Genomic DNA, 25,268 nt, shown 5'->3' with positions numbered 1-25,268 from the left:
CAATAGGAGCGTTTTATGGCAACACCACATATCAATGCTGAAATGGGCGATTTCGCGGATACCGTTCTGATGCCCGGCGACCCGCTGCGCGCCAAGTACATCGCCGACACCTACCTGGAAAATGTTCGTCAGGTGAACGATGTACGCAGCATGTTCGGCTACACCGGTACTTACAAGGGCCGCGAAATTTCGGTCATGGGCCACGGCATGGGCATTCCGTCGGTGTCTATTTATGCCAAAGAGCTGATTACCGACTACGGCGTTAAATCGATTATTCGTGTGGGTTCCTGCGGCGCAGTGCGCGACGACGTCAACGTGCGTGACGTGGTTATTGGCATGGGTGCCTGCACCGATTCCAAAGTGAACCGTATGCGCTTTAATGACCACGACTTCTCGGCCATTGCTGACTTTGAGCTAACAAGCCACGCCGTTGCTGCCGCCAAGGCGCAGAATGTGCCGGTAAAAGTCGGCAATATCTTCTCAGCAGACCTGTTCTATAACCCGCAGACCGATATGGCCGAACTGCTCAAGCGCTACGGCATCGTGGGTGTGGAAATGGAAGCAGCAGGCCTTTACGGTGTTGCAGCAGAGTTTGGTGCCCGCGCGCTAACCATCTGTACGGTGTCCGACCATATTCTGAAAGGCGAGTCGCTCTCCAGCGCCGACCGCCAGACCACCTTCAATGACATGATGACGATTGCGCTAGACACAGTACTACGCGACGACGCCGCTAAGGCCTAATAGCCATTTATGAGGATAACGCCATGAGCCAAGCGGATAAGGCACTGGTTGATACGCTGCTGACCACCTTGGACAACGCTTATGCGCCCTACTCCAATCATCCAGTCGCCGCGGTAATGGAGTGCCCGGATGGCCAGCAGTTTGCAGGCGCTAACGTGGAAGTGGCGCACTACAAAGGGCTGTGCGCGGAAGCCTCGGCGATTTCCGCCATGATCACCGCTGGCCAGCGTGAGCTTGCCAAGGTGTACGTGATGGGACCAGGCGAGCACCTGTGTACACCCTGCGGCGACTGCCGCCAGCGCATTCGTGAATTCGCCACCCCAGAAACGCAAATTATGGTGCTTTCACACCAGGGCGACGTGCTAAAAACCTATACCATGGCAACGCTGCTTCCCGATGCCTTCGGCCCTGAGCAACTGCCACCGCGTTAAGCGTTCACCCTGTTTCCCGCATGACGAGCGTCACCGGCAACGATACATGCCGGGGCGCTTTGCTTGCTAGCGCTTCACCCAGCAGCTCCACGCTCATTGCCGCAATCGCTGCGATATCTTGACGAATGGTTGTTAACCCAGAGGCAAGCGCTGGCAGGTCATCAAAACCGGTCACTGCGACTTGGCGAGGCACGTCAATCCCCCTGTCTTCCAGCGCAGCAACGCAGCCCAAAGCCAGCTCGTCGGTGGCGCATACTAATGCATCAAATGGCGGGGCTTGGCCATTTGTGGTCTCCGCCAACAAACGATTTAAATAACGATAACTGGTCAGTGAGTCTGAGCTAAACCGATGTGGCAGGCTAATTAGTTGCTCAGAAAGCTCGGCTTCATCCAGCGCCCGTCGGTAACCCTCTAAACGGCTATGAGGCCCCGGCATTTCCAGCTCACCACCGACAAAAGCAAGCTGCCGACGTCCCTGAGCGATAAGGTGGTGCGTCATTTCATAAACCCCCTGGGCATCATCCGGTGCGACCGAAAATCCTTGCCCTGGGTTGCCAATGCGCACAAACGGCACGCCGGCATTTTCTAGCAAGCTGGGACGCTCATCCTCAGAGGTTTCCCCCAGCAGAATAGCCGCGCCCGCCCGTTCTGGTAGCTCTGCCGTCTGATCGTGATGGAAAAAGATCGGCACCATGCCCTGCTGGTGTAGTGCGACGGTTAAGTGTTGGTAAAGCAGAATATAGTAAGGACGCAGCTCGATATCCTGGCGCCCCAGGGAAATTCCTACCACTGCGGCCTTGCCACTAATCAGTTGCCTGGCCGCTGCGCTGGGCTGGTACGCCACTTCGCGGCTGATGGTAAGAATTTTTTCCCGCAACGCGTCACTTAGCCCTGGCTTACCATTAAGTGCCCGGCTGACCGAAGCAATAGAGACATCGGCCCGCCGGGCTATTTCGCGTATGGTCGCCGTTTGAGCGCTCTGTTTGGTCTGTTTCATGCCATGCCTCAGCGATTCAGCTTATGATTGTGCCAAAAATTGTGCCGAAAATCGCTGAGCATTGCGGCAAATCCAGCTACCAACCACGCCTACCTATGCGGGCAAGCTCGCTATCGAGCTGCTGAATTGCTTGTTCGGGGGAAATATCACCGGATAGGGCGTCATGCACACGGTTGAACACGGCGTTAGACACCCGCGGATACGCTTCTCCAGTAACGCTTGCAGGACGTGGCACACCGTTCATAACGGTTGCATAAAGTTCGCCAATAAACGGGTGGGCTTCCAGCACCTCGGCATTTTCATAGAGCACAGGCCGCGTCGGGTTTCGACCAAACTCAATGGCGTGAGCTTTCTGCTGCTCCTCAGCGGCGAGATAAGCCACTAGGTCAGCGGCGATATCAGGATGCTCTGAGTAGCGTGAAACCGCCCAGTTCCAGCCGCCAAGCGTCGCGACAGACTGCCCTTCGGGCCCGCGGGGTAACGGCGCGACGCCAAACTTGCCTTGAATGGGTGTACCATCGGCCTGCCCCAACGACCAGGCATAGGGCCAGTTACGCATAAACACGGCGTTACCCGATTGGAACACCCCGCGAGCTTCTTCTTCCATATAGTTGCGCACGCCCTCAGGACTGATGTCCCCCACCCAAGAGGCTGCTAGCGCAATGGCCTCTACTGCTTGGGGGTTATTGATGGTGACTTGCCCACCGGCATCCACAAAAGTGCCGCCACCGTGGCTGGCTATCCACTCCAATGCATTGGTGGTCAGCCCTTCATAGGCTCGCCCTTGGAACACAAACCCATGCATGCGCGCATTACCTGCGTCGCGCTCAGATTGCTGGATATGTCGCGCAGTGTCCGTCAACGCCTGCCAGGTTTGCGGCACTTCAGCGTCGTACTTGTCCAACAAGTCCTGGCGGTAATAGAGCAACCCTGCATCCGTAAACCACGGCAACGCCACCAGCTTGCCCTGCACGGTATTGTTATCCATCAGCGAAGGAATAAAGCCGTCAGCCGCGCCTTCCGGCAGGTAGTCATTTAGGTCAACCAAATGGTCGGCAAGTAGCCCTGGCCACACAATATCCACCATCAGCACATCCACATCTTGCGATTGGCTGCCTAATAGTTGCTGATAAAGCGACAACTTCTCAGTGGGTGATGCCGGGGTGGTGACGATATTCACTTGGTGACCATTAGCATCGGCCCACCGTTCTGCCAGGGTTGGGCAAAAATCTGCCGCCCCACCATCGCCACAGGCAATGGTAATTTCAGCCGCCATGGCAGGCAGCGTTGTGGGCAGCAGGGCAAACAGTATCGCTGACGAGCGCAGGTAGTGACGCATAGCATTCACCTCTATTGTTATTGGTAGGTAGGGAGCTAGTTAAAGGGTCGAGCCATCCACCTAGCTGGCAATCGCTAGGCTGCGGTCTTCCTGGCTTGATACGAAACAGGCATCGAGCACGGTTTGAATCGCCGCGCCGCGGGCAAAATCCGGTTGATCGTTATTGCCACTACGAATGCTCTCGACGAAGCGCTGGTAAATACTCGGCGTGGACGGTGCTTTCACAGTGCTCCAGCGGGCAGGATGTACGTCATCATCGAGACATACCTGCACATCCTCTTTTGAGGCGTCCAGGTCAATACGAATCGCGCCTTTATCGCCGTGCACACTCAGCGCCAGCGAGTTGTGATGCCCTGTTGCCCAGCGAGTGGCCTGAATAGTGCCTTTCGCACCATTGGCAAATGACACTCTCATCAGCGCGGTATCATTGGCATCCAGCACATACTCACCAATGCGATTGTCTGGGGCTTTTTCAAAGCAGGTTAACTCGCAGTTTACTCGGGTAATGTCGCCAACAGGGAAGCTGGCAAAGTCGACAATATGCACACCAACATCGCCTAATACGCCTTTGCTGCCGTGGGCTTCAGAAAGCCGCCACAGCCACTGGCTATCTTCATTCCAGCGCCCCCAGGCGTTACTCACTAGCCAGCTTTGCCTATAACTGGCATCGACATGACGAACTTGACCAATCGCCCCTCCCGCAATCAGTGCACGCGCGTGTTGAATCGCCGGGGCATCGCGGTAGCTTAGGTTGACCATGTTGATCACGTTAGCGGCCTGAGCAGCGGCCGCCATTTCATGGGCATCTTGTGCATTTGTCGCCAGCGGTTTTTCACACAGAATATGCTTACCTGCGGCAATGGCGGCCAGCGACGTGGCTTTGTGAACACCATCAGGGGTGACGTTACTTACCGCGTGAATATCATCCCGAGCCAACATGGCATCCAGGTCTTGATACACGTCGGCAATGCCATGATGCTCGGCAAACGCCTGGGCTTTGGCAAGGTCTCGGTCGCACACAGCCATCACTTCGATGCCTTCAAGACGGCCAAAATGCTTGGCGTGCTCGCCAGCCATGCTGCCTGCACCAATTATCGCTAAACGGATCATTTAAAGCCCTCCTCGCCGGGTTTATGCAGGCTTTCGCCTTTAATCTCGACCGGATTAGGCGCTTGGTCAGCGGGCACATTAGGGCAGCTGTCGATCCATCGCGAGCCTTCCGGGCGTGCCCAGTTCACGGCGTTTTTCAACACGGTTTTCACCTGGGCATCGTAATAAATCGGATAGGTTTCATGGCCAGGGCGGAAGTAGAAAATCTTGCCGTTGCCACGTTTGTAGGTCAGGCCGGAGCGGAACACCTCTCCCCCCTCAAAGGCACTGATAAAGATCACTTCATCGGGGTTAGGCACCGCAAACGGTTCGCCGTACATTTCGGTATGGGGCAGCTCAATGTAGTCCCCCAGGCCCTGAACAATCGGGTGACCTGGGTTCACTACCCATAGCCGTTCCCGCTCGCCCGCTTCACGCCACTTGAGTGAACACGTAGTTCCCATTAAGCGCTTAAAAATTTTCGAGTAGTGCCCCGAGTGCAGCACAATCAACCCCATGCCCTGGAGTACGCGTTTTTGAACGCGATCAACCGTCTCCTCCAACACATCGCCATGGGCGGCGTGGCCCCACCATAGCAGTACATCGGTGCTTTCAAGCATTGCTTCGCTCAAGCCCTGCTCTGGGTCTTGTAATGTGACAGCAGTGGCATCGATACCTTCTGCTTCGTTTAAACCTTCGGCGATGCACTGGTGCATACCCTTAGGGTAAATACGCGCCACGATGTCATTGGTCTGCTCGTGGACGTTCTCCCCCCATACGGTCACGTTAATGCTCATAGCTTCTCCTTGCGACATAAAACATCTTAAAAAATGACAGGTGAGGCTTAAAGTAAACGTTTACTCGCAAAGAGTAAACGTTTACTTAAATGCAACTTTAGTCGCTTCACAAGAGTAAAAAGAGTGCGCATTAGCGCTCATAAAAAAGCCCGCTGCATAAAGCAACAGGCTGTTTAGCTAAGAAACACAACGTGTTAGAAGTAGCCCGTCCCGCGGGGCATCATGCCAAGATGATTTTCAACACGCTTGACGCCCTGGGTATTTTCAGCTGCTACGGTCACTGCCTGCTTCTGTTCTACTGACTCTACTAGCCCCCAAATCTCTACGTTCCCACCATCAACAATCACACTGAAGCTTTCGGTTCGCACACCGGTGTTATTATCGATCTCTTTGAGAATGGCTTCACGGATAGAGCGATCATCCTCCGGCGACTGAGTGGGCGCTACAACCGCGTTAGCAATCCCTTGAAGTAAGTTTGCGCGACTGACAATACCAACGAGCTTACCGTCTCGCACCACTGGCACCCTCTTGATGTGATGCTTTTCCAGCAAACGAGCAATGCTATGCAGCGGTGCATTTTCTTCGACAGTTAGTGGCTTGGAGGTCATTACCTCATGCGCCTTACGCCCATGGGATTTAATATATGTCCCCGCGTCTTTACCGCCACTAAAGAGCGAGAGCCACCAAGAGCGGTTATCGTCCGCTTCATCTTTCACGCGACGCATCAAATCGCCTTCGCTCACGATACCCAACACTCTACGCTCATCATCGACGACCGGTACGGCACTAATGCGATTTTCGAGTAGCAACTGCGCTATATCGCGCACGTTTGCGTCGGGCCCTACACACACCACGTTGGGTGTCATAATGTCGATAGCTTGCACAGTATCCTCCAGGCGACAGGGTCGCAGTCGCAAATTATATGGCTCACCTTTGAGACTAGTGTGCTACTGGTGATTTCGCTATGCAGGCCCAGCCTCAGTGCCCGTCTATTGATCCAACGCAGTTTATTTGCTGGTTTTCTCTACACTTTCCTCAGCGACTTTCTCGACATCGACAATGCCAGAACGGCTCACAACCACTTTCCAGCGAGCTAGGTAGGTTGTGTCCTCACTACCCGTCTCACGAATGACCAAGTTAAACAGGTGACGTCTCTCGACACTTTCTCTAACGGCCTGACCTTCCTTCAGACGGTAAATGAAGTGCTTCTCTTTGCTCATTAAGCGCGTCAGCATGGAAAGATCGATATGCAGCGTTTCACGGGTATGCTCATAGCCGCTTAAAAAGCGGGTGGGCGACATACGCGAGCTGGAACGATAATGCAGTACTTCTTCTTCACGCTGAGCGACCGTTCGACGGCGCATTTGCTGAATATCAGCATCTAGTGCGGCATAGCGCTTATAGTCGAACCACTCTAACTGCCGACCCACCGATTGATTGCGCGTGGGGTCGATATATTGCCGCCGCCACTTTGGCCTTCCACGCCGAAGCCAGCGCCATAGCGTGTTACGCAGGTCGTCTTTAAACACCTCCCGCATCGCATAAAGCAGCGCCAACGCCAATACAAACAACGCAGTGACATCGCCCAGCACACTACGCAAGTGGAGCACACCAAGCGATACAAACGCCATTACCACTGCCGTCGCCAACGCTTTTACTGCCTTCTGCTCGCCGCTCCCAAGCTCTAGAGCACGCTGTTTGAGCGTAATGGGATGCTCAATAAGCCGCCTTAGCAAGCGCATTTTATTCGACATCCGAGTGGGATCTTCCATCACCCGTTCAGCGTTATACTCTTGCTCTTTTCGATAGTCGCTCTCACGCTGGCAGACAATGATAAAGCGACGTTTTATCTCACTAAACTCGCCGCCACGAGGCATATGCGCTACCAATGCCAACAGTTGCTGCTCGGTAAACCAGGAAAGGTAATTATCGATGTTGGCAAAGTATTTATAGAGCCGCTCGTCGGTGGGCGAATTGCGCCGCAACCGTTTAAGAATGCCGTCACTCAAATCACTCATTTCATACAGTTGATCACGGAGCGCATCGGCAAGCTCTTGAAGCTCGCCGCTCTCCTGGCGTTGATCGCTAGTTGCATGGCGTAGTTTTCGGGCGCTGACCAGCATTGCCTGAGTCGTTCGCTCTAACGCCCCAACGTATTGATAAGCGTACAAACTTAAACTTAACCGATAGGAATCACTGCCTAACTGATTACGGCTCGCTAAACGACTATGGACCAACGGTAAATGGTACTCATCACTGTAGTAAGTGCGTGAAACGCTAATCGCGCCGTGATAAAACGCCTCTTCTGAAATGACATGGGTGCTAAGCCCAAGCTCTTTGGGCACAAATAGGTAAACATCGAGCGTGTGCGACGTTTCTTCCTTGAGCCGTCGAGTGAGCCTCAGCTGGAAGCTATTTTTACGCTCAACATTGATCACCTAACGAATCTCCTACTTCATTGCGTAACGCGATGATATACCATGGCCAATCATTATCAGGATGGCCGTTAAAGCACTTCTGCGGTTAACCTCTTTGCCTTGGAGCCAAGGAATGTCCATTGCCCGTTTTTCACCCTTTGAGCTGTTGCTGCTAAAGAGCCGCAGCCAAGTGGATACGGCAACACTACTACTGTTAGCCTGGGTGCTTGTCCATCGCCAGCAGGTGTCTGAAGGCCAGCGGCGACGCCGACTGGCTCAGGTCACCGCGCAATTTCGTCACGGGCATGAACTTGGGCCGGTGATGAGCATTGCCCATAGTCAAGACCTTCAAGCCATTCAGTTAGCGGCCGAGGTTGTGCGCAAAGAGTGTTCCAACGAGCGCAGTCTCAGCATACTTTACCAAGCGATCACGGTAGCCACCGACGATGGCGAGCTATCTCTGAATAACCATTACATTCTGGGCTTTCTCGCTGATTTGCTAAATATCACACCTGCCACATTCAGCACTCTCTTTCATGAGTTAACGGGCAAACCACTGCAATCAGCAGAGGACCCCAGTCGAGATGCTTACTGGCAGGTGCACGATCCAGAATATCACGCGCGCAAGGCACGTGATGCACACGCGGCTGAGCAGAAAGCAAAAGAGGCCGAAGAGCGCCAGCGTGCTAATAAAGAACAACAGCAACAAAAGCAACAAAAGCAACAAAAGCAACAAAAGCAACAAAAGCAACAAAAGCAACAAAAGCAACAAAAGCAACAAAAGCAACAAAAGCAGCAGAATAAACAACGCCAACAGGAAGAAGCACACCGTGAGAAGGCAAAACAGCAGCAGGCCAAGCGGGAACAGAACAAGCGGGAACAGGACAAACAACAAGAGCGCCGCAAACGACAAGAACAGACCCAACAGCAAGAGCGTCAGCGCTGGCAACAAGAGCAGAAGCGTCAGGAAGAAGCCCGTCGCCAACAGCGGGAGCGCCCCTCTTCACCACCCGATCGCAACACACGGGCGCTGGCAGTATTAGGACTAACACCAGGGGCTAATCGTGCCGATATTCGCCGTGCCTATCGCCGCATGGCGCAGTTGCACCACCCTGACCGTTTCTATTCGGGTAGTGAACATCAAATAGCACTGGCATCAACGCGTTTTCAGCGCATCAAAAGTGCCTACGATTATTTGATGCAAAACACCTGATCAGCCTACTGTTAACGATTAAGGGCAGAGCACCCAAACCGAAAGTGAGTATCGACTCGAACATTATGCGCGATTTGTATCAACGACTGACACTAACACCCGACGCGAGCGATCAAGAAATCAATAGCGCGGTGGCTCGCTGCCCAAACAGCGCGTTGCGCCAGGATGCTGAAACCGTACTTGGTGTTGCAGAACATCGCGACGCTTATAACAAGCTCCACAAAACCGTCAGCGACATAGGACAACTGCGGGCAAGGCTTGGACTCACCCACGCGGCTCATTGGCAAGGCGATGTAGCCAACGACTTTTCCCTACCACCTGATCATGCTATTTCGCGCCATGACGAGCTGATTGATCGCGTCAGTCTTGCGGTATCGCTTTATAACCGCTGGCGGCGTTTCAAAGGCCCATGGCTACTCGTTGCCCTGCTCACCATTGGTGCTGGCATAGGCGTCGCTTTTGGGCTCGCCTTGGGCCTTGGGCTTAGCATAGGATGAGGCCTCTGCTCGCTCGCGCTCATCTCGGCGGGTTTCAGCTTCTGTCGGGCGCGGAGCTGGTTTTGGCGGCGCTGGCCGCTTTCGCGGGCTATCGCCGTCTTCATCACTGATATTCCCTCCCCTGCTCTTGTCACCCGGCTCATCGAGCGTGAAATCCGTGCCGGCGCGCTCTTTTCCCGTAGGCTCTGCTTTCGCAGTCTCATCGGGCATAAGATCTTGCCGACGATCTTCTGAACGCGCCTCCATGCTGACACTGAGACGCGGTACGCCCAGATCGATTTCCTGCGCTTCCATGCGTTGCTTCAATAGCAAGTTAAAGGCACGCGATACGTCCCATTGCATTTCTGGTGCTGTGCGAAAACGCATGCGCAAAATAGGGCAACCATCTTCAAAGCCCTGCACACCCTGCATTTCTAAAGGTGACCAAATATAGTGGCGCATCATAGGGTCTTTGCGTAACTCTTGCGCTGTTTCTTGCATCAGCGTAATTGCATCATCAATTTTCATCGCATAAGGGATACGAATACGCATTAGCGCAATGCCGAATTGGCGCGACATATTATGAATCGACTCAATACGGCTAAAGGTAATGATATGGACAACCCCATCTAAATCACGCAGCTTCACAGTACGTAGCGTTAATCCCTCAACGGTCCCCATATGGCCATTAATTTGCACGAAATCATCCACCGCCAGGGAGTCTTCAATCAGAATAAAGATCCCGGTGATTAAATCCTGCACCAACGTTTGGGCACCAAAACCAATCGCCAGACCGATGACACCCGCACCCGCAAGTAGTGGTGTGACGTTAACGCCAAGATTTGCTAGCCCGGCAATCACCGCGATAATCAAAATCGTCACAAAAATAACATTACGAATCATCGGCGTAATGGTTTGCGCCCGAGCTTGATTCACTCGCCTTCCGCGAGAGCGCGCGGATGACGTTAGCGCCCGCTGAATAGCCGTATCAGCAAAGATCCAGACCAGCCAAGCCAGCAGAATAGTTGACCCCAGACTTATTAAGGCTTGACCAATACGGGCACTGGCTACCGCTTGCTGACCAAGGCCAAACAGCGAACCGCCCCAAACCTGCATAAACAGTTCGGCGAATACCATCCAGGCGCAAAGGTGGGCAAGGACAAAGCCGAAGCGCTCTAAACGCTTACGATATTGGCTGTAACGACGGCGATGACGGCGCTTACCCAAGCGCTCTGACTGACGTCTTAACAAGCCCGTCACCACTAACGTCAACACCAATAAGCTTGCCGAGATAATCGAGCGCGCAAGCGCTGTACCCACATCACCCACGGTGATAAAGATCGCCAATAATGAGCCACCCACCATCAGCAGCGCAGGAATATGCCAGAGGCCGCCCAGCGCACGGATCATCTCAACGGCGGCACTAGCATCACGGCGCTGCTTGTAAGGGCGGTTACAGATCAAATGGCGAACAGGTCGTTTAAATTTAAAGATAAAGCGTGCTGAAAGCAGCGCAGCCAACATATTCGCAAGCACAGACACTAAGCTGGAAAGCTCACTACCCAGTAGCTCAACCAAGCGGGTAGAGTTCACCGCATCGCCCAAGGCGATTAATGCGCCAATGACAAACAGACCACGCAAGGCTTTTTGCTGCAGCACCTGTACCGCTGTAAAACGATGGCCACGGCTGAAAAACGCAATGACCGTTTCAATCACCACCGACAACGCGCGACCGCACACACAAACGTAAGCCACAACCAGTACAACCGCTCGGCCTGGGCTGTAAGGTAATATCTGCCCAATCCCTAGGGTAATCGCGAATGACAGTGCCCAAGGCAACATGCGGCGTAAAAAGTGCACTGCCAATAACCAGGCTTTCGGGTCACGAGGCAAATCAAGCGGCCATTCTCGTCGTGTGGCGATCAAACGCCCAAACGCAATCATAACGACCAGCAGCGTCCCCCAAATAACACCAAGGACGGCGCCTTCAGCCACTGCGCGTAGCGCCTCCCCCTGGTCAGCACCATCATTTAATGCGCGTAAGTCGGCAGCTCCTTGAACCAATTGTCGTGACCATTCATCAACCGGCGAATCGCCAGCCTGAGCCTGCTCGCCAATATCGGTCAGCGTATCGGCTAGTGCGCCCAGCAGGCCTTGATGAACGATTTTGTCCTCTTCGCCAGCCTCGGTGGCAAGCTGCAATTCACGCAGGGAGTCGAGCAGCGCTCTACGCTGCTCTTCATTCTCCAGCATTGCGATCACATCGCTCAGCGAGCTTTGGAAGCGTTCACTACTGACACTCTGCTCTTCTGATGCATCATTGCCTCCCCCCAGGCTTGGCAGAGAAACGCTCTGCGCCTGTGCGAAGGTCATCACACCTAGGAGTAGCGTCAAAAAAACGCCTAACACGATATTGATTGTCCAGTGCTGTCGCACGCTTAACTCCCGAAAATGAACTGACATAACACGCCACTTAGTTAGCGTTTACTTAACTTTGTACGCTCAGCCTTAATGCGTGACTATGATAGGCTGTTGGCTTAAACGTTCACCTCAAGGATACCGAGATGACGCTGCACGCTCCTCCTAACCGTACAAATAGTGATGGAAAAACAAGGCGTGTCGGTGTGGAAATCGAATTCGCCGGACTCCCGCCGCATGATACCGCTGAGCTGGTACGCGAGCTATTTGGGGGTGAGCTTAACGTGGTCAGTCCCCATCGGCTACTCGTTGAAGCGACTCGATGGGGCGAATTCGGTATTGAGCTGGATACCCAGTATGCTCATCCTGATAAGACGTTACTGGAAGAACACCATGAAAGCGACAGTGAATGGGCACGCCAGCAGCGCCATCGGCGAATAGAGTTCCATCAAAAAACCCGCGAACTGATTGGCGACATGGTGACGGGCCTAGTGCCTACGGAAATTGTCTGCCCGCCGATTCCCTGGGATGAGTTAGGTGAACTAGACCAGCTATTTAGTGCCCTACGCGACAAAGGCGCGAAAGGCACGGATGCCAGCTTACTCTACGGATTTGGCTTGCATCTAAACCCTGAAGTAGAACGGTTTGACGTTGCTTACCTTCTAGCCATGATGCAAGCGTATCTGCTTCTCGCCAGCTGGCTGCGCGATGAAATCAAAGTCGACATTACCCGTGAAGTACTGCCTCACGCCAATCCATTTCATAAAGAGTACGCTCTTAAAGTCCTGGATTCTGGTTATCAGCCTGATTTAGATACGTTTATCGATGACTATCTGCACTACAACCCAACGCGTAATCGAGAGTTAGATCTACTGCCGCTGTTTGCGCACCTGCGTCCTGACCATCCCCATGAGCTGCTGCATAGCCAGCTCACTAAACCACGCCCGACGTTTCATTACCGGCTACCCAATGCGCAGCTTTCTCAGCCCGGTTGGGGGTCAGTTGTGGAGTGGAATCGCTGGGTTGAGGTAGAAAAGCTAGCCGCAAACAGTGAGGTGCTGCGCGCTCGCTGCGATGAGTATATTGCTGAACACAGCCAACCTTGGTGGAAACGCTGTAAAACGAAGCTGCTTGGCCTATTGAAGTCATCCTAAACACACTGCCTGAGTGAGAACGTGCCAGCATGTCTCGACCACTTATTGGGATTACAACCTCTGATCAAAAAAGCCACCTAGCGTGGTGGTTTGACTGGTTCGCCGTATGGCGACATGGCGGCAAACCGCTTCGCTTGTCCCCATCACGCCCCTTGCCTGCCCATCTTGACGGGCTAATTATTGGAGGCGGCGATGACATCCAAGCACACCTTTACGGCGGCGAAGTACAGCTGGATGTGCGGCTAGACCCAGCCCGCGATGAACTGGAACTCAATCTACTCGGCCGATTTATTCCACAAAACACTCCTGTATTGGGAATTTGCCGGGGAGCTCAGCTAATCAACGTCCATTTAGGAGGCACCCTCGACCCTGATATTTATACCACCCATGAAGGCCTGAAACGACGGCGCACTGTGCTACCGCGCAAAACAGTGGATATTGTCGGAGGAAGCAAGCTTTATCAGCTGTTAGGCGTCACGTGGTGTCGCGTGAATAGCCTGCACCATCAGGCGGTCAATCAAGCAGGTGACGGTATCAATATTGTCGCCCGCGACCGGGACGGGCTAGTCCAGGGAATTGAGTCGACAAAACATGATTTTCTGATTGGCGTGCAGTGGCATCCCGAATGGCTTATTTTCAACCGCCCCCAGCAACGTTTAATTAGTGCACTGGTGGCGGCAGCGAAGCAAGGCGCAGGCTAGCAACCTGCGTACCGCCTCTGGCTAGCCTTTTAGGGCTGCCAGCGCGGCCTCATAATCAGGCTCATTTTTCAGCTCGCTTACCAGCTCACTGTGCAACACGCGGTTGTCTGCATCGAGCACTACCACGGCACGGGCGCACAACCCTTCCATTGCACTATTAGCCAATGCGACACCCCAAGCTTCTTGGAACTCTCGATGGCGGAAGGTAGACAAGGTTTCAACGTTATCCAACCCTTCTCCACCGCAAAAGCGCTTGGCTGCAAATGGCAGGTCAGCAGACACCACCAGTACCACGGTATTATCCAATTGCGAGGCCAGTTCATTGAACCGCCGAGTAGACACCGCACAAGTGGGCGTATCCACACTGGGGATAATATTCAGTACTTTGCGCTTGCCCGAATAAGTATCAAGGGTGACATCATTCAAATCGGCATTGGTGAGCGTCATCAGCGGAGCAGTTTGGCCTGGAGCAGGTAGCGTTCCCGCCACATCCATGGGCTCGCCAGCACGGGTTATCTGTTGCATATTAGGCTCCTAATATAAAGCGAAAAAGGTGTATGGTGAGAACTACCACCTTACAGGGCAATGCCCTGATTGGGCTAACTTTTCCTCTCTAACCTTTCTTCGCTAACCTTGCCTCTGACAGGACAACGAGAACGCCATGACCTCTTTAGTCATTATCAAAACCGGTGACGCCTTCCCTGAAGTGGTCGACCAATACGGTGATTTCGAGCAACTCTTTATCAATCAGCTTTCGACGGTACTGCCGACACATCTGTCACTCAGGGTTTGGGATGCGCGCAAACAAGGTGTTCCACCTACTCCTACCTCATTCGCCGGCATTATGCTCACGGGTTCCCACAGTATGGTGAGCGAACAGGAGCCATGGAGCGAGGCGCTAAAACCTTGGCTTGAGCAAGCGCTAGCCGAGAACGTCCCTATGCTTGGCGTGTGCTATGGTCACCAGTTGATGGCGTCAGCCTTCGGTGGCATTAGCGATTACCACCCTGCAGGAAGAGAATCAGGAACGCGCAAGGTACGACTGACCCAAGCAGGCCATCAAGACCCCCTGTTTAGCAAGCTGCCCACACACTTCTCGGCTCACCTGACCCACGCCCAGTCCGTCATGCAGTTGCCACCCAACGCCACGGTGTTGGCGCATAACAACCACGATGCTCATCAAGCATTACGTTATGGCCCCCGCCAATGGAGCGTGCAGTTTCACCCAGAGTTCACCCGACCAGTGATGCATGCTTATATCGAGCGCCAGAAAGCCGCATTGCGCGACCAAGGTGAAAATCCCGACGCCCTCATTGACGCGATCACCGACACTCAAGCGGCCTCTAGCCTACTGCGCCATTTCCTACGCTTTACGTAAGCCGCTTTTGGTCGCGTCTTGATGCAAGCCGATCCGCTAATCGCGTGGGTTCTGGTAACTTGGTGCGTCCTAAACAGCGCACCACCCAGTCAAGCGATGTTTCAAGGGATAATCGATGCCCAGGCGATACGAACACCGGTTTCACATTTTCCCGCGAGCGTAGCACGGCACCAATAACGTCGTTACCTGATGTTAGAGGCACCCAATCCCCCCGCGTGTTTCCCACCTCTGCATGCTGCCCCGTTAAGCGGGACTTAGCGATGCCGATCGTCGGTAAATTCAGCCATAGCCCCAGGTGGGCAGCGACACCAAGCCGTCGAGGATGCGCAATCCCCTGCCCGTCGACCATTACCAGTTCGGGTGTGATCGCAAGCTTAGCGAACGCTTCCAGAGCGGCTGGGATCTCGCGAAAAGAGAGCAGCCCGGGAATATAAGGCATCCGCGTTGGCTCACGATGAACCACCTGCTCTACCATCGTTAGGTGTTGCGTGGTGTCAGGCTGCCATTTTAGGACAACGACCGCCGCCCGAGTGATATCACCACCCGCTTCAAACCCAATATCGACCCCAGCAATATGGTGCACAGAACCGATACGATCAGTGGTTTCAAGTCGTTTCGCCAGCACTGTTTGCAGCGCTACGGCCTCTTTTGGAGCTAAATTCCAGTCATGTAGCGGTGCGTCCATGCAGCCTCCTTTTACTGAACCATAACCATACTAACGTAGCTCAATTTCCCAGCTGCAATGACAGGCAAAAAAAATCCCCTTAAGCCGCTGGGCGTAAGGGGATAGAACGATCGTTAAACGTCGTTTTAAAGCACCGTTATATGGCGCTATACATTAACTTAAGCGCGTTCGCGGCGACGAACGGGTGCATCACCGTCATCACGGCGACGACGTGGAGCACGCTCAGGTGCACTGTCTTCACTAATTTCTAACGGGCGACCAGCAACGCGGGCACGTGCCATTTTCGCCAGAATAGTGGAAGGCAGGCCACTGGGTAGCTCAACTACCGAGAAAGCGTTGCGGATATCGATACGGCCGATACGCGCGCCCTCGATGCCACCTTCGTTCGCCAGTGCACCCACCAGTTGACCAGGCTTAACGCCATCTTTATGGCCAACAGAAACACGGTAACGAATCATACCTTCGCTAGGTGCGCTTGAGCGCTCGCGACGGCCACCGGGCTTGCCACCAGGCGCGCTATCACGCGGAGCACGCTCTTTACGCGGGGCTTGCAAGCGTCCAATCGGCGCTTCGTCAGCACGTGCCATCGCGGCAAAAGCACAAGCTAGCTCAACGGCATCATGACCTTCTTCTACCAGGCGCTCAACCAGTGCACGCTGCTCTTCAGCACCTTTGGTCAGGGCTGCCACAACGCGATGATGGAATACGTCATCACGGTGAGCGCGAATAGCGGCTTCGTCTGGCAGCGGCATTTCAGTCATTTTCTGACCGGTAGCCTGCTCCATCCAGCCCACTTTACGGCCTTCACGGAAACCAGCGAACGTAATCGCGATACCGCTACGGCCCGCACGACCGGTACGACCGATACGGTGAGTATAAGCTTCTGCGTCTTGCGGCAGATCGTAGTTGATAACGTGCGTAATACGCGGAACGTCAAGACCACGAGCAGCGACGTCGGTCGCAATCAGCACATCAACCTTGCCACGCTTGAGGCGTGTAATAGTGCGCTCACGCAGGCTTTGGTCTAGATCGCCAGACAGGCCAGCGGCATTAACGCCACGAGCTGTCAGCTGTTCAACCAGCGTGGTACAAGCAGCACGAGTACGCACGAAGACAATAGCGGCATCAACCGGCTCAACTTCAAGGATGCGTGCCACTGCTTCAAGCTTAGCGCCACCATCGACGCGTACAATACGCTGTTCAATGTTTTCACCGGTCGTCGTGCGCGACTCAATCGCAACTTTTACCGGATTAACCAGATAGCGGTTAACAATGCGCTCAATTTCAGTCGGCAGCGTTGCCGAGAAGAACACACGCTGAGCATCTTTAGGGGTATCGGCAACCACGCGTTTTACGTCGTCGATAAAGCCCATGCGCAGCATTTCGTCAGCTTCATCCAGCACGAGTGCCGAAAGACCGTCGAGTTTCAGACTACCGCGATCAAGGTGATCGATAATACGGCCAGGGGTGCCAACAATAACCTGGGCACCGCGCTTTAGCGCGCCTAACTGTTCACGGTACTCTTGGCCACCACAAAGGATAGCGACTTCAAGACCCTTGAGGTTTTGGCCATATTTACTGAACGAAGCCGCAACCTGCTGAGCAAGTTCACGGGTCGGAGCCATAACCAGTACTTGAGGCTCGCGACGGGTAAGTTCTAAACGCGATAACAATGGCAATGCAAATGCAGCGGTTTTGCCGGTGCCGGTTTGTGCTTGGCCCAGCATATCGCGGCCTTCCAGCAACGCAGGAATTGTCTGCGCCTGGATCGGCGAGGGAATTTCGTAGCCTTGTGCTTCAACAGCAGAGAGAACGGCAGGCAACAGAGCAAGATCGCCGAAGCTCGGCGAAGCGACAGAAGTCGAGGTCATTAATCACACCTTGGTAGGCCGGTTTTTCCGGCAAAAAACATCGTAAGCGTCTCTGACTCTGCTCGTTAATACGCGTGACAATGCATATTAATAAACAAGGATCCGCAAGGCGGATATCATCATCAATGGAGTCGGAGACGCCGGTCGCACCTAGCATTCGGTTAGCAAACACCGCATAAGCGGGCTAACCGCTGTGGCGACCTTCTGCGCCGATTTCACCCGTTTGGTGAAATACTGGAGGCGCGCCATCTTCACAGCAATGAACATCTGCAGTTGGCAAGATGTTCCAGCAAGCATTTCACTTCGTAGTCAACGCTACCTAGGAAATTGCTTATCGTCGTGATGGAGGGGTCAACACATGCGAGGAGGGCGCATCCTAACACCGCCAGTCGCTTATGACCAGTTTTTTTGCTTTAACCGTTATTAATACTCCGACTTGCACATATTCACTGTTTGTCTAACCTGAGAAGTGCCTGACGATGTTCACTAACTTCAAGGAGTGATGCTATGAACTGGGATCAAATTGAAGGCAGCTGGAAAGAAATGAAAGGAAAAGCTCGCGCAAGCTGGGGTGAATTAACTGACGATGAGCTTACCCAGATTGGCGGCAAAAAAGATCAACTTGTTGGCAAGCTACAGCAGAAATATGGTTTAGAGCGGGAAGAAGCCGAACGCCGCGCTGATGAATGGGCGAACGATCTTTAACGTTTGTCGTCCAATTAACCGCACATTAATAGCTACATGGAGAGATGCTATGCGCAAGACAATGCTTACCACTGCTATCAGTACCGCCCTTTTAGGCAGCTTAGCCTTCGGTGTTCAGGCCTCAACTGAACCCCAAGGTATGTATTCTGCAGATGACATCATGGATGCAGAGGTGTTTTTTGCGGGTGGTTCTGGTGAAGAAATAGGTGAAGTCGAAGACATTCTTTTTGATGAAGAAATGCGCATTTCAGCGCTAGTCATTGAAAGTGGTGCAGTTCTTGGCCTTGGTGGTCGTGAAATTGTTATTAATACTGATCAATTTACCCTGGAAACCCATACCGAGAGTGATGGTGATACCGGACACCGCATTATGCTTGAGGCCTCCCAAGAGGAAGTTGAATCCTTCCCTACCTACGATCGCGATTGGTGGGAACAGACTAAAAACAGTGCCCGCGATGCATGGCAAACGACCAAAGAAGGTGCTCAAAGCGCCTGGCAGTCTACTCGCGAAGCCGTTAATGATAACCAGTAAGCTACCAGCTTAAATCGCTTAAGCTAGCGGTTAACTAGCCAAATGGGCCACCCTGCAATTGGGTGGCCCATTCGTTAGTAACGAGGTTTGAGATGCAATTTCTGAGAAGCTCTCTGCTTATAAATTATGAAGCTCGACGACGGATGCCCTGCCCTGGCAAGCGTTCACGATCATGAGGGCGCTCTAAATCCAATAGCGGTCCGGCTGGCACAATACGCGTTGGATTAATCGTGTCATGGCTGTAGTAGTAATGGCGTTTTATCTGGTCCATATTGATGGTCTCTGCAATTCCCGGCCACTGATACAGCTCGCGAACGTAATTTGCTAGATTGGGGTAATCTTCAATACGTTTTAAATTGCACTTAAAATGACCGAAGTAGACAGCATCAAAACGGATCAGCGTGGTGAAAAGCCGAATATCCGCCTCTGTTAACCACTCCCCCGCCAGATAACGATGCTCGCTCAAGCGTTTTTCCATTCGATCTAAAGCATCGAACAAAGCCAGCACATGTTTTTCATACACCTGCTGATCCGTCGCAAAACCCGACTTATAAACACCGTTATTAATGTGCGCGTACACATCGTCGTTGATGTCATCAATAGTGCGACGCAGGTCATCAGGGTAAAAATCTAAATCGTTACCGGTCAACTCATCAAACGCGTGATTAAAAATGCGCACCAAATCAGCCGACTCATTATTGACTATTGCGCTACGTTGCTTATCCCAAAGCAGCGGTACCGTGACCCGTCCCGTATAGGCAGAATCACTCATCGTATAGAGCTGATGGTGATAGTCGACGTGGTTAACAGGATCCCCGCTGGAGCCCTCACTTTGGTCATACGTCCAGCCCTTATCCTGCATCAACGGGCTGACATGGGAAGTGCCAATGAGTGATTCCAGCCCTTTTAACTTGCGCATAATAAGAACTCGATGCGCCCAAGGGCAGGCTAGTGATACATAAAGATGGTAACGGTCTGCTTGCGCAGGGTAGCTCTGCCCTTCCCATTCTTTGCCTGACGGTGCGCCCATCATGGCATCGTCGCCCACCCAGTCGCGCAGCTGAGCAGACTCACGGACAAATTCTCCACCATGCTTCTTAGTGTCGTACCACTGATCAACCCATTCGCCGTTAACAAGCAGTCCCATCGGGCGGTCTCCTGTTGTAATAATCGTATGTAGTAAACGTATTAATAGTGCTGATGACGTTTAGCATACGCCCGCTTCCCCGATGCTCAAGCGGATGTTTTACGGCGATTCATTCGATGAAATCGAATCCTTAGGGCAGAGCTCGCTCACTCCCTGCTTCAATGCCTGTGCCATGGCATGGGCTGCAGGGCCAGCGCGATCTCGGTCTCTGAATATCAACTGCATAGGTACCATTCGTATCCCACCAGCACTGAGCGGCAAAGGTTTGAGTTGCCCACTTGAAAGTTCATCAGCAATACGGGTTTCTGGCATCCAGGCAAACCCTAACCCACGCTTCAGCATATCTAATGACGTGTTTAAGTGACTCACCGTCCATCGTTGCTCTGCTTTCAACCAGCCGGAATTAGTCGACTGGCGTATCGCTGAATCACGCACTACCAATTGACGGTGTTGGGTTAGATCCCGAAGGTCTAGCGAGCGGCTAAGCTGGTGCAACTCGTGGCTTGGGTGTGCAACGGCTATAAACCGCACGTTCACCAGCGGTTCACCTAAATACCCTTGAGCCGCAATCCCTGAGACGACGAGGTCCGCACGACCATCGTGGAGCATTTCCGTACCACCATTGAGCACGCTTTCATGCAACTGCACTCTGACTTGAGGATACGTTTCCGAGAAACGTTCAAGCGCTTTCGCTTGAGCAGCAGCTGGAAAAATCTGATCAATAGCGACCACGATTTCAGCTTCCAGGCCTGCAGCCAAACGGGTAGCAACATCTTCTAAAGAGGCAGCACTCTCAATTAACTGACGAGCCCGGCGCAATAAGAGTTCGCCCGCCTCAGTTAGGCGTACCTGCCTGCCCACCGGTTCCAGCACCTGAACACCCAATTGCTCTTCTAGCTTGTGCACGGCATGATTAAGCGTAGATGGGCTTTTGTGAATAGCCTCGGCCGCCCGCGCAAACCCACCATGGTCAACAACGGCTGCCAGCATCTGCCACTGTGCAAGAGTTACTCGAGACATTTCGATTCCCTCGACGCTAAACAGCGAAATAATCCGCTTTATGTTCGAAAAACCCTTATAGAATGCCAGGAAAAAGCGCTGAGTACTTGCTTGCAAACAATTATTCCTAGGTATCAGGCTGCCAAGGGGAGCTACCTGACACTTTTTCCCTTAAATCACGGCTAACCGACACTAAAATTGCCAAACACGACAAAAGAAACAATTTTTTACAAAAAAGACAGCATCTAACACCAGCCGATCGCTAAGTATTTTTAATAAATCTACTAGAGACTGCCTCATGATGAGTAATTGGCTTTCAAACAGCCTTAATTTTTCGACAAAACCAATACACAACCCATACAAAAGCATTACGCAATTAATTTGACTTCTAAATTTGGTGGAAAATATTGCTTAGCGTCACCCTCCTATGGTTAATTAATATGCCTGCTTAGCTTTAAGACGGTTTGCGTTAAGTTACTTTTTTTAGCGAACGGTGTTCACAAATAGGTTTCCTTACTTATTACTTCCGTATTTCAATGAAGTACATTTAGTGTACAGGCATACAGTCTGTTCACTCTCACCCTCATGGGGTATGGTTCTTGGGTTTACTTTCTTTCATGTTATTCATTTACCACGAACTCGGCGGCCCATTTACCCATGTTGCGAATTCTTCATTCGCTGCCCCGCACACATAAATTGTTACTGTTACCCGTGGCTACAATGGTCACTGTGCTGGGCACACAAAAGTTAATTACGACCTACCACGACTTAAATCAATCTCATACACCACTGGAAAGCGTGCTTGTACCGCTTCCCAGCGACTCTGCTCCAGGGGTTCCTTCATTGCGTCAAGAACGCACCCCCGTTGCTGAAGCCATTGATCGCGCTTCTCGCGCTATTGATGCCACGCGAGATAATATTCCGCTGAACGACCTCGCGGCTACCGAAATTGTCGATCTAGATGTCATCACTAGCGCCGAAGCCTCGATGGCTAGCGTCACGACGCAACCTCCCACTAATGCCCAGCTGGATGACGGCGCGCTTCACATGGCCGTGGTATTAGGGACCCTCTCAAGCGGTATGCTCGATGCTGATAAAACGGCTTCCGCCGAAGTGGATAACACGGCTTCCGTGGAAATTGCCGATGCCACTTCATATGAAGATTATGGCAATGAGCTATTTGGTGATATTTCGTTTCTCGAGCTGGAACTTGCTGCGGACGAGCCCTACGTCCCTAGGTGGAAAACACATATTGTTGAATCGGGTGAGACCTTTGCATTGCTGGCACAGAACAAGCTAGGCCTTGGCTACAGCGAAGTAATGGCGTTGCTAGAGGATCTCCCGGATCCACGTATGCTTACTCATTGGCGTACTGGCCACAGTTTCGATTACAAGTTAGATGAAAATGGTCGTTTACTGTCGTTGCGTATGATGAAAAACACCCGTGACGGTATCTTGCTGGAACGCGATGAAGAACACTTTGCCGCAACTGTTATTGAGCGCCAGGGTGAAGCGGTACAGCGTCTTTACGCGGGTAGCGTAAGTGGTAGTTTTGCACGCTCAGCCCAGGCAACGGGGCTAAGTAGCAGCGCCGTTACCGAACTCACTCACCTACTTGAGCAAAAACTCGATTTTCGGCGCGACAGCCGTCGCGGAGATCGCTTTCAAGTGCTAGTTGAGTCAGACATGATTGATGGAGAAGCGTTTGACTCTCGCGTGCTTGCTGTTAAGTACGATGGCGAACGCATGGATTTAACGCTTCTTCGCAATGCTACTGATAGCAATTTCTATACGCCCGAAGGGAGTAGCCTAGACCCTGCTTTCTCGCGCTATCCGTTTGAAGGCAATTACCGTCTAAGTTCCAATTTTAACCCGCGCCGCAAACACCCAGTGACTGGCCGTATAAGCCCGCATAATGGAACCGATTTTGCGATGCCTATTGGCACACCTGTCGTTGCTCCCGCCAATGGCCGCGTGGAAAAAGTGGGTAACCATCATGCCGCGGGGCGTTACATTGTCGTTCGTCATGATAATGGCTATCAAACCCGTTATCTTCACCTTTCTCGTCCGCTGGTCACCGAAGGTACGCGTATTGAAATGGGTGAGCGCATTGCGCTTTCGGGCAATACAGGGCGGAGTACGGGGCCTCATCTGCACTATGAAGTCATCGTCAACAACTCGCCTGTCAACGCGATGAACGTAGAGCTGCCTGAAAATACCAGCCTAAGCGGAGATACTTTGATTGCTTTCCAGCGCCAGGCTGAGCCCATGATGGCAGCATTGGATAGCGGTGAGACAGGTACTATCAGCGTTGCCAACTACGAGCGCCAAGAAGAGTAGTAACTTTCTGATTCTCTTTGCATTAAACAATAACGCCGCCCTTCAGGGCGGCGTTATTGCTTTGAAGCAAGTCTACGTTTACAAACCTTGCTTATAAACCATTCTTATAGAAAACCTAGCAATCAATCCGCCCTTCACGTTATACCGCTCGTGACAATGCAGCCAACAGGTCGGCGTCACGACGGTAAATATCATCGCGGAATTCTACTTCCCCTTGAGCATTTGGCCAGGCCGTTAAGTAGTGCAGCGCGACAGGAATACGCTGAGGGAGATTAACATTACGATCACTTCCACTACTGTTAAGCAACGAAGACAGTTGGTAGCGACTGCCACTATCTTGAAGCAGTAACTGCGCAAATTCCGTTACGCCTTCAACGCGCACACAGCCAGAACTGAGCGCTCGCTGATCGCGCTGAAACAACCCTCTGGCGGGTGTATCGTGAAGATAGATCATTTCACTGTTAGGAAAACGTACCACCACGCGGCCTAACGGATTACCGCCACCTGATACTTGGCGCAACATCACTGCACCTGGCCGTTGCCAGTCAATAGCGTCAGCGTTTAACCGCTCGCCGGAGTGGCTTATCACTTGGATATTACGCCGGGCCAAATAGCCTGGATCTCGTCTAACCTGAGGTAAGACGTCCTCGCGCATAATGGTCGGTGGAATTGTCCATGACGGATTGATGGTTAAGTGGCTAATCGCCGAATGGATAATAGGCGTTTCGCGCCGCGGTGTGCCGACTACCACCCTGGCATCCCAGTGCTCACCATTAGGCCGAGTGTAGTGCAATCGATACCCCGCAATGTCAACCCACACGCGCGGTTCATTGGTTTGGGTGGGCTTGATCCAGCGCGCCCGCTCTAAGTTGACACGCAGTTGATCGATTCGCGACGTGACCGGCGTGTTCAATGCAAGCCGCGTGCGCTGACCCACAACACCATCTTCTTGCAACTGATGACGACGTTGAAATTGCTTAACTGCCCCTTCTAACTCAGCATCATAGGTGCGCTGGTTGCTAACCGCCGATTGAACCTCAATCATTGGGTAGGCATTGCTATCCGCCGCCAGCAAGTTGGTTTCTCCCCAATAGGCCAAGCGCTGTCGCAATACCAGCACATCCTCATTAGTATCACCTGGGCGTAACGCCTCATCTCGACCGGCCAGATAGGGAACATTGCCTTTTTCAGCCAGCGTACGGTATTGACGTAGCGCATCACGTAGCTGAGCGTACTCCGTTGATGAGGGCCTCACATAGTCAAACGCGCCCTGAATATCGTCATTTTCCACTGCATGGGCAATGCGCAGCAAAGAGTAGCGGCGCTCAGGCCTAGGGATATCCCATTTCGGCTCGACCTCGTTTGGATTCACCTTGCCTCGCGAAAGGTGCTCAAGTGCGAGTAAAAGTGCTGTCGTGGCCTGAATATCAAAGTCAGCTTGCGCCAACGCCCCTGCTTGCTGGCTAGTCTGAAATGCGTTTAGCAGGATGCCCGCATCGTAATCACTAGGCGCTAAACCATCATCTTCAAGACTATTTAACGCCTGCACCAGTGCTTCAACACGGCTGATATCTTGCCAGACGGGCCGTTGATTTAGCTGCTGGTAAAAGTCCTCAACAGGCAGTAACGCACTGGATTGAGTATCTAAACGCTGAGCTAACGCCTGCTCAAGAGCGCCTGCATCAGCTTGCGCACTGGTAACCAACTGAGGCGCTTGGATCAGCGTCAGACATAGAGCCACCCCTATCGCCCATCGTCTAATTAACGTTGTCTCGTTCATCGCTCCTCCTTGCGTTACTATTCATCGTCGCTATTTATCATTGCGATTCATCATTATT

Annotated in this window: 23 protein-coding genes; 10 read left to right on the top strand and 13 right to left on the bottom strand. The window is 52.7% G+C overall.

Features of this window, described 5'->3' with window-relative positions; translation table 11 throughout:
- Positions 1-15 precede the first annotated feature (15 nt).
- Both deoD and cdd read left to right on the top strand, forming a co-directional pair.
- A complete protein-coding gene (deoD, locus tag NDQ72_05045; protein WKD29321.1) occupies positions 16-741 on the top strand; it encodes a purine-nucleoside phosphorylase in 726 nt (241 codons plus the stop codon).
- A 23-nt stretch (positions 742-764) separates the two neighbouring features.
- Positions 765-1,172: a cytidine deaminase gene (cdd, locus tag NDQ72_05040; protein WKD29320.1), complete on the top strand. Its 408-nt coding sequence runs from the start codon at positions 765-767 to the stop codon at positions 1,170-1,172.
- Positions 1,173-1,176: 4 nt separating this feature from the next.
- Here the strand turns inward: cdd and NDQ72_05035 are convergent, their stop codons facing one another.
- From NDQ72_05035 to NDQ72_05010, 6 genes are all read right to left on the bottom strand, one after another.
- Complete coding sequence (locus NDQ72_05035; GenBank protein ID WKD29319.1) at positions 1,177-2,169, bottom strand: LacI family transcriptional regulator; 993 nt, start codon at positions 2,167-2,169, stop codon at positions 1,177-1,179.
- Between the two features lie 76 nt (positions 2,170-2,245).
- Positions 2,246-3,508 (bottom strand): ABC transporter substrate-binding protein, encoded by a 1,263-nt coding sequence (locus tag NDQ72_05030; GenBank protein ID WKD29318.1) that lies wholly within the window; start codon positions 3,506-3,508, stop codon positions 2,246-2,248.
- A 60-nt stretch (positions 3,509-3,568) separates the two neighbouring features.
- Positions 3,569-4,618, bottom strand: coding sequence for a Gfo/Idh/MocA family oxidoreductase (locus tag NDQ72_05025; GenBank protein WKD29317.1), 1,050 nt, complete (start codon positions 4,616-4,618; stop codon positions 3,569-3,571).
- Entirely contained in the window at positions 4,615-5,394 is a 780-nt protein-coding gene (locus NDQ72_05020) for a ThuA domain-containing protein (GenBank protein WKD29316.1), read from the bottom strand. The genes NDQ72_05025 and NDQ72_05020 overlap by 4 nt, the downstream gene beginning before the upstream one ends.
- 194 nt (positions 5,395-5,588) lie before the next feature.
- The gene (locus tag NDQ72_05015) at positions 5,589-6,278 is read right to left on the bottom strand and encodes a CBS domain-containing protein (GenBank protein ID WKD29315.1); all 690 of its coding nucleotides are present in this window, start codon (positions 6,276-6,278) and stop codon (positions 5,589-5,591) included.
- Positions 6,279-6,401: 123 nt separating this feature from the next.
- On the bottom strand, positions 6,402-7,832 hold the full coding sequence (locus NDQ72_05010; GenBank protein WKD29314.1) for a hypothetical protein: 1,431 nt from the start codon (positions 7,830-7,832) through the stop codon (positions 6,402-6,404).
- Between the two features lie 112 nt (positions 7,833-7,944).
- Here NDQ72_05010 and NDQ72_05005 point away from each other — a divergent pair, with 112 nt between their 5' ends.
- Both NDQ72_05005 and NDQ72_05000 read left to right on the top strand, forming a co-directional pair.
- A complete protein-coding gene (locus NDQ72_05005; protein WKD29313.1) occupies positions 7,945-9,024 on the top strand; it encodes a J domain-containing protein in 1,080 nt (359 codons plus the stop codon).
- Positions 9,025-9,089: 65 nt separating this feature from the next.
- Positions 9,090-9,521, top strand: coding sequence for a hypothetical protein (locus NDQ72_05000; GenBank protein ID WKD29312.1), 432 nt, complete (start codon positions 9,090-9,092; stop codon positions 9,519-9,521).
- Here the strand turns inward: NDQ72_05000 and NDQ72_04995 are convergent.
- Positions 9,438-11,936 (bottom strand): mechanosensitive ion channel, encoded by a 2,499-nt coding sequence (locus NDQ72_04995; GenBank protein ID WKD30349.1) that lies wholly within the window; start codon positions 11,934-11,936, stop codon positions 9,438-9,440. The two genes, NDQ72_05000 and NDQ72_04995, sit on opposite strands and share 84 nt — an antisense overlap.
- A 128-nt stretch (positions 11,937-12,064) precedes the next feature.
- On the opposite strand from NDQ72_04995, the gene NDQ72_04990 reads away from it, so the two are divergent.
- Complete coding sequence (locus tag NDQ72_04990; GenBank protein WKD29311.1) at positions 12,065-13,072, top strand: amidoligase family protein; 1,008 nt, start codon at positions 12,065-12,067, stop codon at positions 13,070-13,072.
- A 29-nt stretch (positions 13,073-13,101) separates the two neighbouring features.
- Positions 13,102-13,773 (top strand): type 1 glutamine amidotransferase, encoded by a 672-nt coding sequence (locus NDQ72_04985; GenBank protein ID WKD29310.1) that lies wholly within the window; start codon positions 13,102-13,104, stop codon positions 13,771-13,773.
- Between the two features lie 21 nt (positions 13,774-13,794).
- Here the strand turns inward: NDQ72_04985 and tpx are convergent, their stop codons facing one another.
- Positions 13,795-14,298 (bottom strand): thiol peroxidase, encoded by a 504-nt coding sequence (gene tpx, locus NDQ72_04980; protein WKD29309.1) that lies wholly within the window; start codon positions 14,296-14,298, stop codon positions 13,795-13,797.
- A gap of 136 nt (positions 14,299-14,434) precedes the next feature.
- On the opposite strand from tpx, the gene NDQ72_04975 reads away from it, so the two are divergent.
- Complete coding sequence (locus tag NDQ72_04975; protein WKD29308.1) at positions 14,435-15,151, top strand: glutamine amidotransferase; 717 nt, start codon at positions 14,435-14,437, stop codon at positions 15,149-15,151.
- Here the strand turns inward: NDQ72_04975 and nfi are convergent.
- Together nfi and NDQ72_04965 are read right to left on the bottom strand one after the other, a co-directional pair.
- On the bottom strand, positions 15,144-15,836 hold the full coding sequence (gene nfi / locus NDQ72_04970) for a deoxyribonuclease V (protein WKD29307.1): 693 nt from the start codon (positions 15,834-15,836) through the stop codon (positions 15,144-15,146). The genes NDQ72_04975 and nfi overlap by 8 nt on opposite strands.
- Positions 15,837-15,994: 158 nt before the next feature.
- The gene (locus NDQ72_04965; protein ID WKD29306.1) at positions 15,995-17,707 is read right to left on the bottom strand and encodes a DEAD/DEAH box helicase; all 1,713 of its coding nucleotides are present in this window, start codon (positions 17,705-17,707) and stop codon (positions 15,995-15,997) included.
- A 507-nt stretch (positions 17,708-18,214) separates the two neighbouring features.
- Between NDQ72_04965 and NDQ72_04960 the strand changes: the two genes are divergently transcribed.
- Together NDQ72_04960 and NDQ72_04955 are read left to right on the top strand one after the other, a co-directional pair.
- Complete coding sequence (locus NDQ72_04960) at positions 18,215-18,412, top strand: CsbD family protein (protein WKD29305.1); 198 nt, start codon at positions 18,215-18,217, stop codon at positions 18,410-18,412.
- A 49-nt stretch (positions 18,413-18,461) separates the two neighbouring features.
- The gene (locus NDQ72_04955; GenBank protein WKD29304.1) at positions 18,462-18,944 is read left to right on the top strand and encodes a PRC-barrel domain-containing protein; all 483 of its coding nucleotides are present in this window, start codon (positions 18,462-18,464) and stop codon (positions 18,942-18,944) included.
- A 124-nt stretch (positions 18,945-19,068) separates the two neighbouring features.
- On the opposite strand, the gene NDQ72_04950 is transcribed toward NDQ72_04955, so the two are convergent.
- Positions 19,069-20,091, bottom strand: a complete 1,023-nt coding sequence (locus tag NDQ72_04950) for a glutathione S-transferase family protein (GenBank protein ID WKD29303.1) — start codon at positions 20,089-20,091, stop codon at positions 19,069-19,071.
- 99 nt (positions 20,092-20,190) lie between these two features.
- A complete protein-coding gene (locus tag NDQ72_04945; GenBank protein ID WKD29302.1) occupies positions 20,191-21,111 on the bottom strand; it encodes a LysR family transcriptional regulator in 921 nt (306 codons plus the stop codon).
- 636 nt (positions 21,112-21,747) lie between these two features.
- Between NDQ72_04945 and NDQ72_04940 the strand changes: the two genes are divergently transcribed.
- Positions 21,748-23,430 (top strand): peptidoglycan DD-metalloendopeptidase family protein, encoded by a 1,683-nt coding sequence (locus NDQ72_04940; protein WKD29301.1) that lies wholly within the window; start codon positions 21,748-21,750, stop codon positions 23,428-23,430.
- 139 nt (positions 23,431-23,569) lie between these two features.
- Here NDQ72_04940 and NDQ72_04935 read toward each other — a convergent pair whose 3' ends face one another.
- The gene (locus NDQ72_04935; protein WKD29300.1) at positions 23,570-25,210 is read right to left on the bottom strand and encodes a L,D-transpeptidase family protein; all 1,641 of its coding nucleotides are present in this window, start codon (positions 25,208-25,210) and stop codon (positions 23,570-23,572) included.
- Between the last annotated feature and the right edge of the window lie 58 nt (positions 25,211-25,268).

The sequence above is a fragment of the Halomonas sp. KG2 genome (assembly GCA_030440445.1).
In the GTDB taxonomy this organism is placed as follows: Bacteria; Pseudomonadota; Gammaproteobacteria; order Pseudomonadales; family Halomonadaceae; genus Vreelandella.
Note: the sequence above shows the minus strand (reverse complement) of the source record. Positions and strands in the feature narration are given on the sequence as shown.

Bases quoted from the DNA above. Each gene is read 5' to 3' on its own strand.
- tpx (WKD29309.1), bottom strand. From the start codon at position 14,298: ATGCAACAGATAACCCGTGCTGGCGAGCCCATGGATGTGGCGGGAACG.
- NDQ72_04990 (WKD29311.1), top strand. From the start codon at position 12,065: ATGACGCTGCACGCTCCTCCTAACCGTACAAATAGTGATGGAAAAACA.
- NDQ72_04955 (WKD29304.1), top strand. From the start codon at position 18,462: ATGCGCAAGACAATGCTTACCACTGCTATCAGTACCGCCCTTTTAGGC.
- NDQ72_04960 (WKD29305.1), top strand. From the start codon at position 18,215: ATGAACTGGGATCAAATTGAAGGCAGCTGGAAAGAAATGAAAGGAAAA.
- NDQ72_05030 (WKD29318.1), bottom strand. From the start codon at position 3,508: ATGCGTCACTACCTGCGCTCGTCAGCGATACTGTTTGCCCTGCTGCCC.
- nfi (WKD29307.1), bottom strand. From the start codon at position 15,836: ATGGACGCACCGCTACATGACTGGAATTTAGCTCCAAAAGAGGCCGTA.
- NDQ72_05035 (WKD29319.1), bottom strand. From the start codon at position 2,169: ATGAAACAGACCAAACAGAGCGCTCAAACGGCGACCATACGCGAAATA.
- NDQ72_05020 (WKD29316.1), bottom strand. From the start codon at position 5,394: ATGAGCATTAACGTGACCGTATGGGGGGAGAACGTCCACGAGCAGACC.
- NDQ72_04935 (WKD29300.1), bottom strand. From the start codon at position 25,210: ATGAACGAGACAACGTTAATTAGACGATGGGCGATAGGGGTGGCTCTA.
- NDQ72_05025 (WKD29317.1), bottom strand. From the start codon at position 4,618: ATGATCCGTTTAGCGATAATTGGTGCAGGCAGCATGGCTGGCGAGCAC.
- NDQ72_04950 (WKD29303.1), bottom strand. From the start codon at position 20,091: ATGGGACTGCTTGTTAACGGCGAATGGGTTGATCAGTGGTACGACACT.
- deoD (WKD29321.1), top strand. From the start codon at position 16: ATGGCAACACCACATATCAATGCTGAAATGGGCGATTTCGCGGATACC.
- NDQ72_04975 (WKD29308.1), top strand. From the start codon at position 14,435: ATGACCTCTTTAGTCATTATCAAAACCGGTGACGCCTTCCCTGAAGTG.
- NDQ72_05000 (WKD29312.1), top strand. From the start codon at position 9,090: ATGCGCGATTTGTATCAACGACTGACACTAACACCCGACGCGAGCGAT.
- NDQ72_04945 (WKD29302.1), bottom strand. From the start codon at position 21,111: ATGTCTCGAGTAACTCTTGCACAGTGGCAGATGCTGGCAGCCGTTGTT.
- NDQ72_04985 (WKD29310.1), top strand. From the start codon at position 13,102: ATGTCTCGACCACTTATTGGGATTACAACCTCTGATCAAAAAAGCCAC.
- cdd (WKD29320.1), top strand. From the start codon at position 765: ATGAGCCAAGCGGATAAGGCACTGGTTGATACGCTGCTGACCACCTTG.
- NDQ72_04965 (WKD29306.1), bottom strand. From the start codon at position 17,707: ATGACCTCGACTTCTGTCGCTTCGCCGAGCTTCGGCGATCTTGCTCTG.
- NDQ72_05005 (WKD29313.1), top strand. From the start codon at position 7,945: ATGTCCATTGCCCGTTTTTCACCCTTTGAGCTGTTGCTGCTAAAGAGC.
- NDQ72_04940 (WKD29301.1), top strand. From the start codon at position 21,748: ATGTTGCGAATTCTTCATTCGCTGCCCCGCACACATAAATTGTTACTG.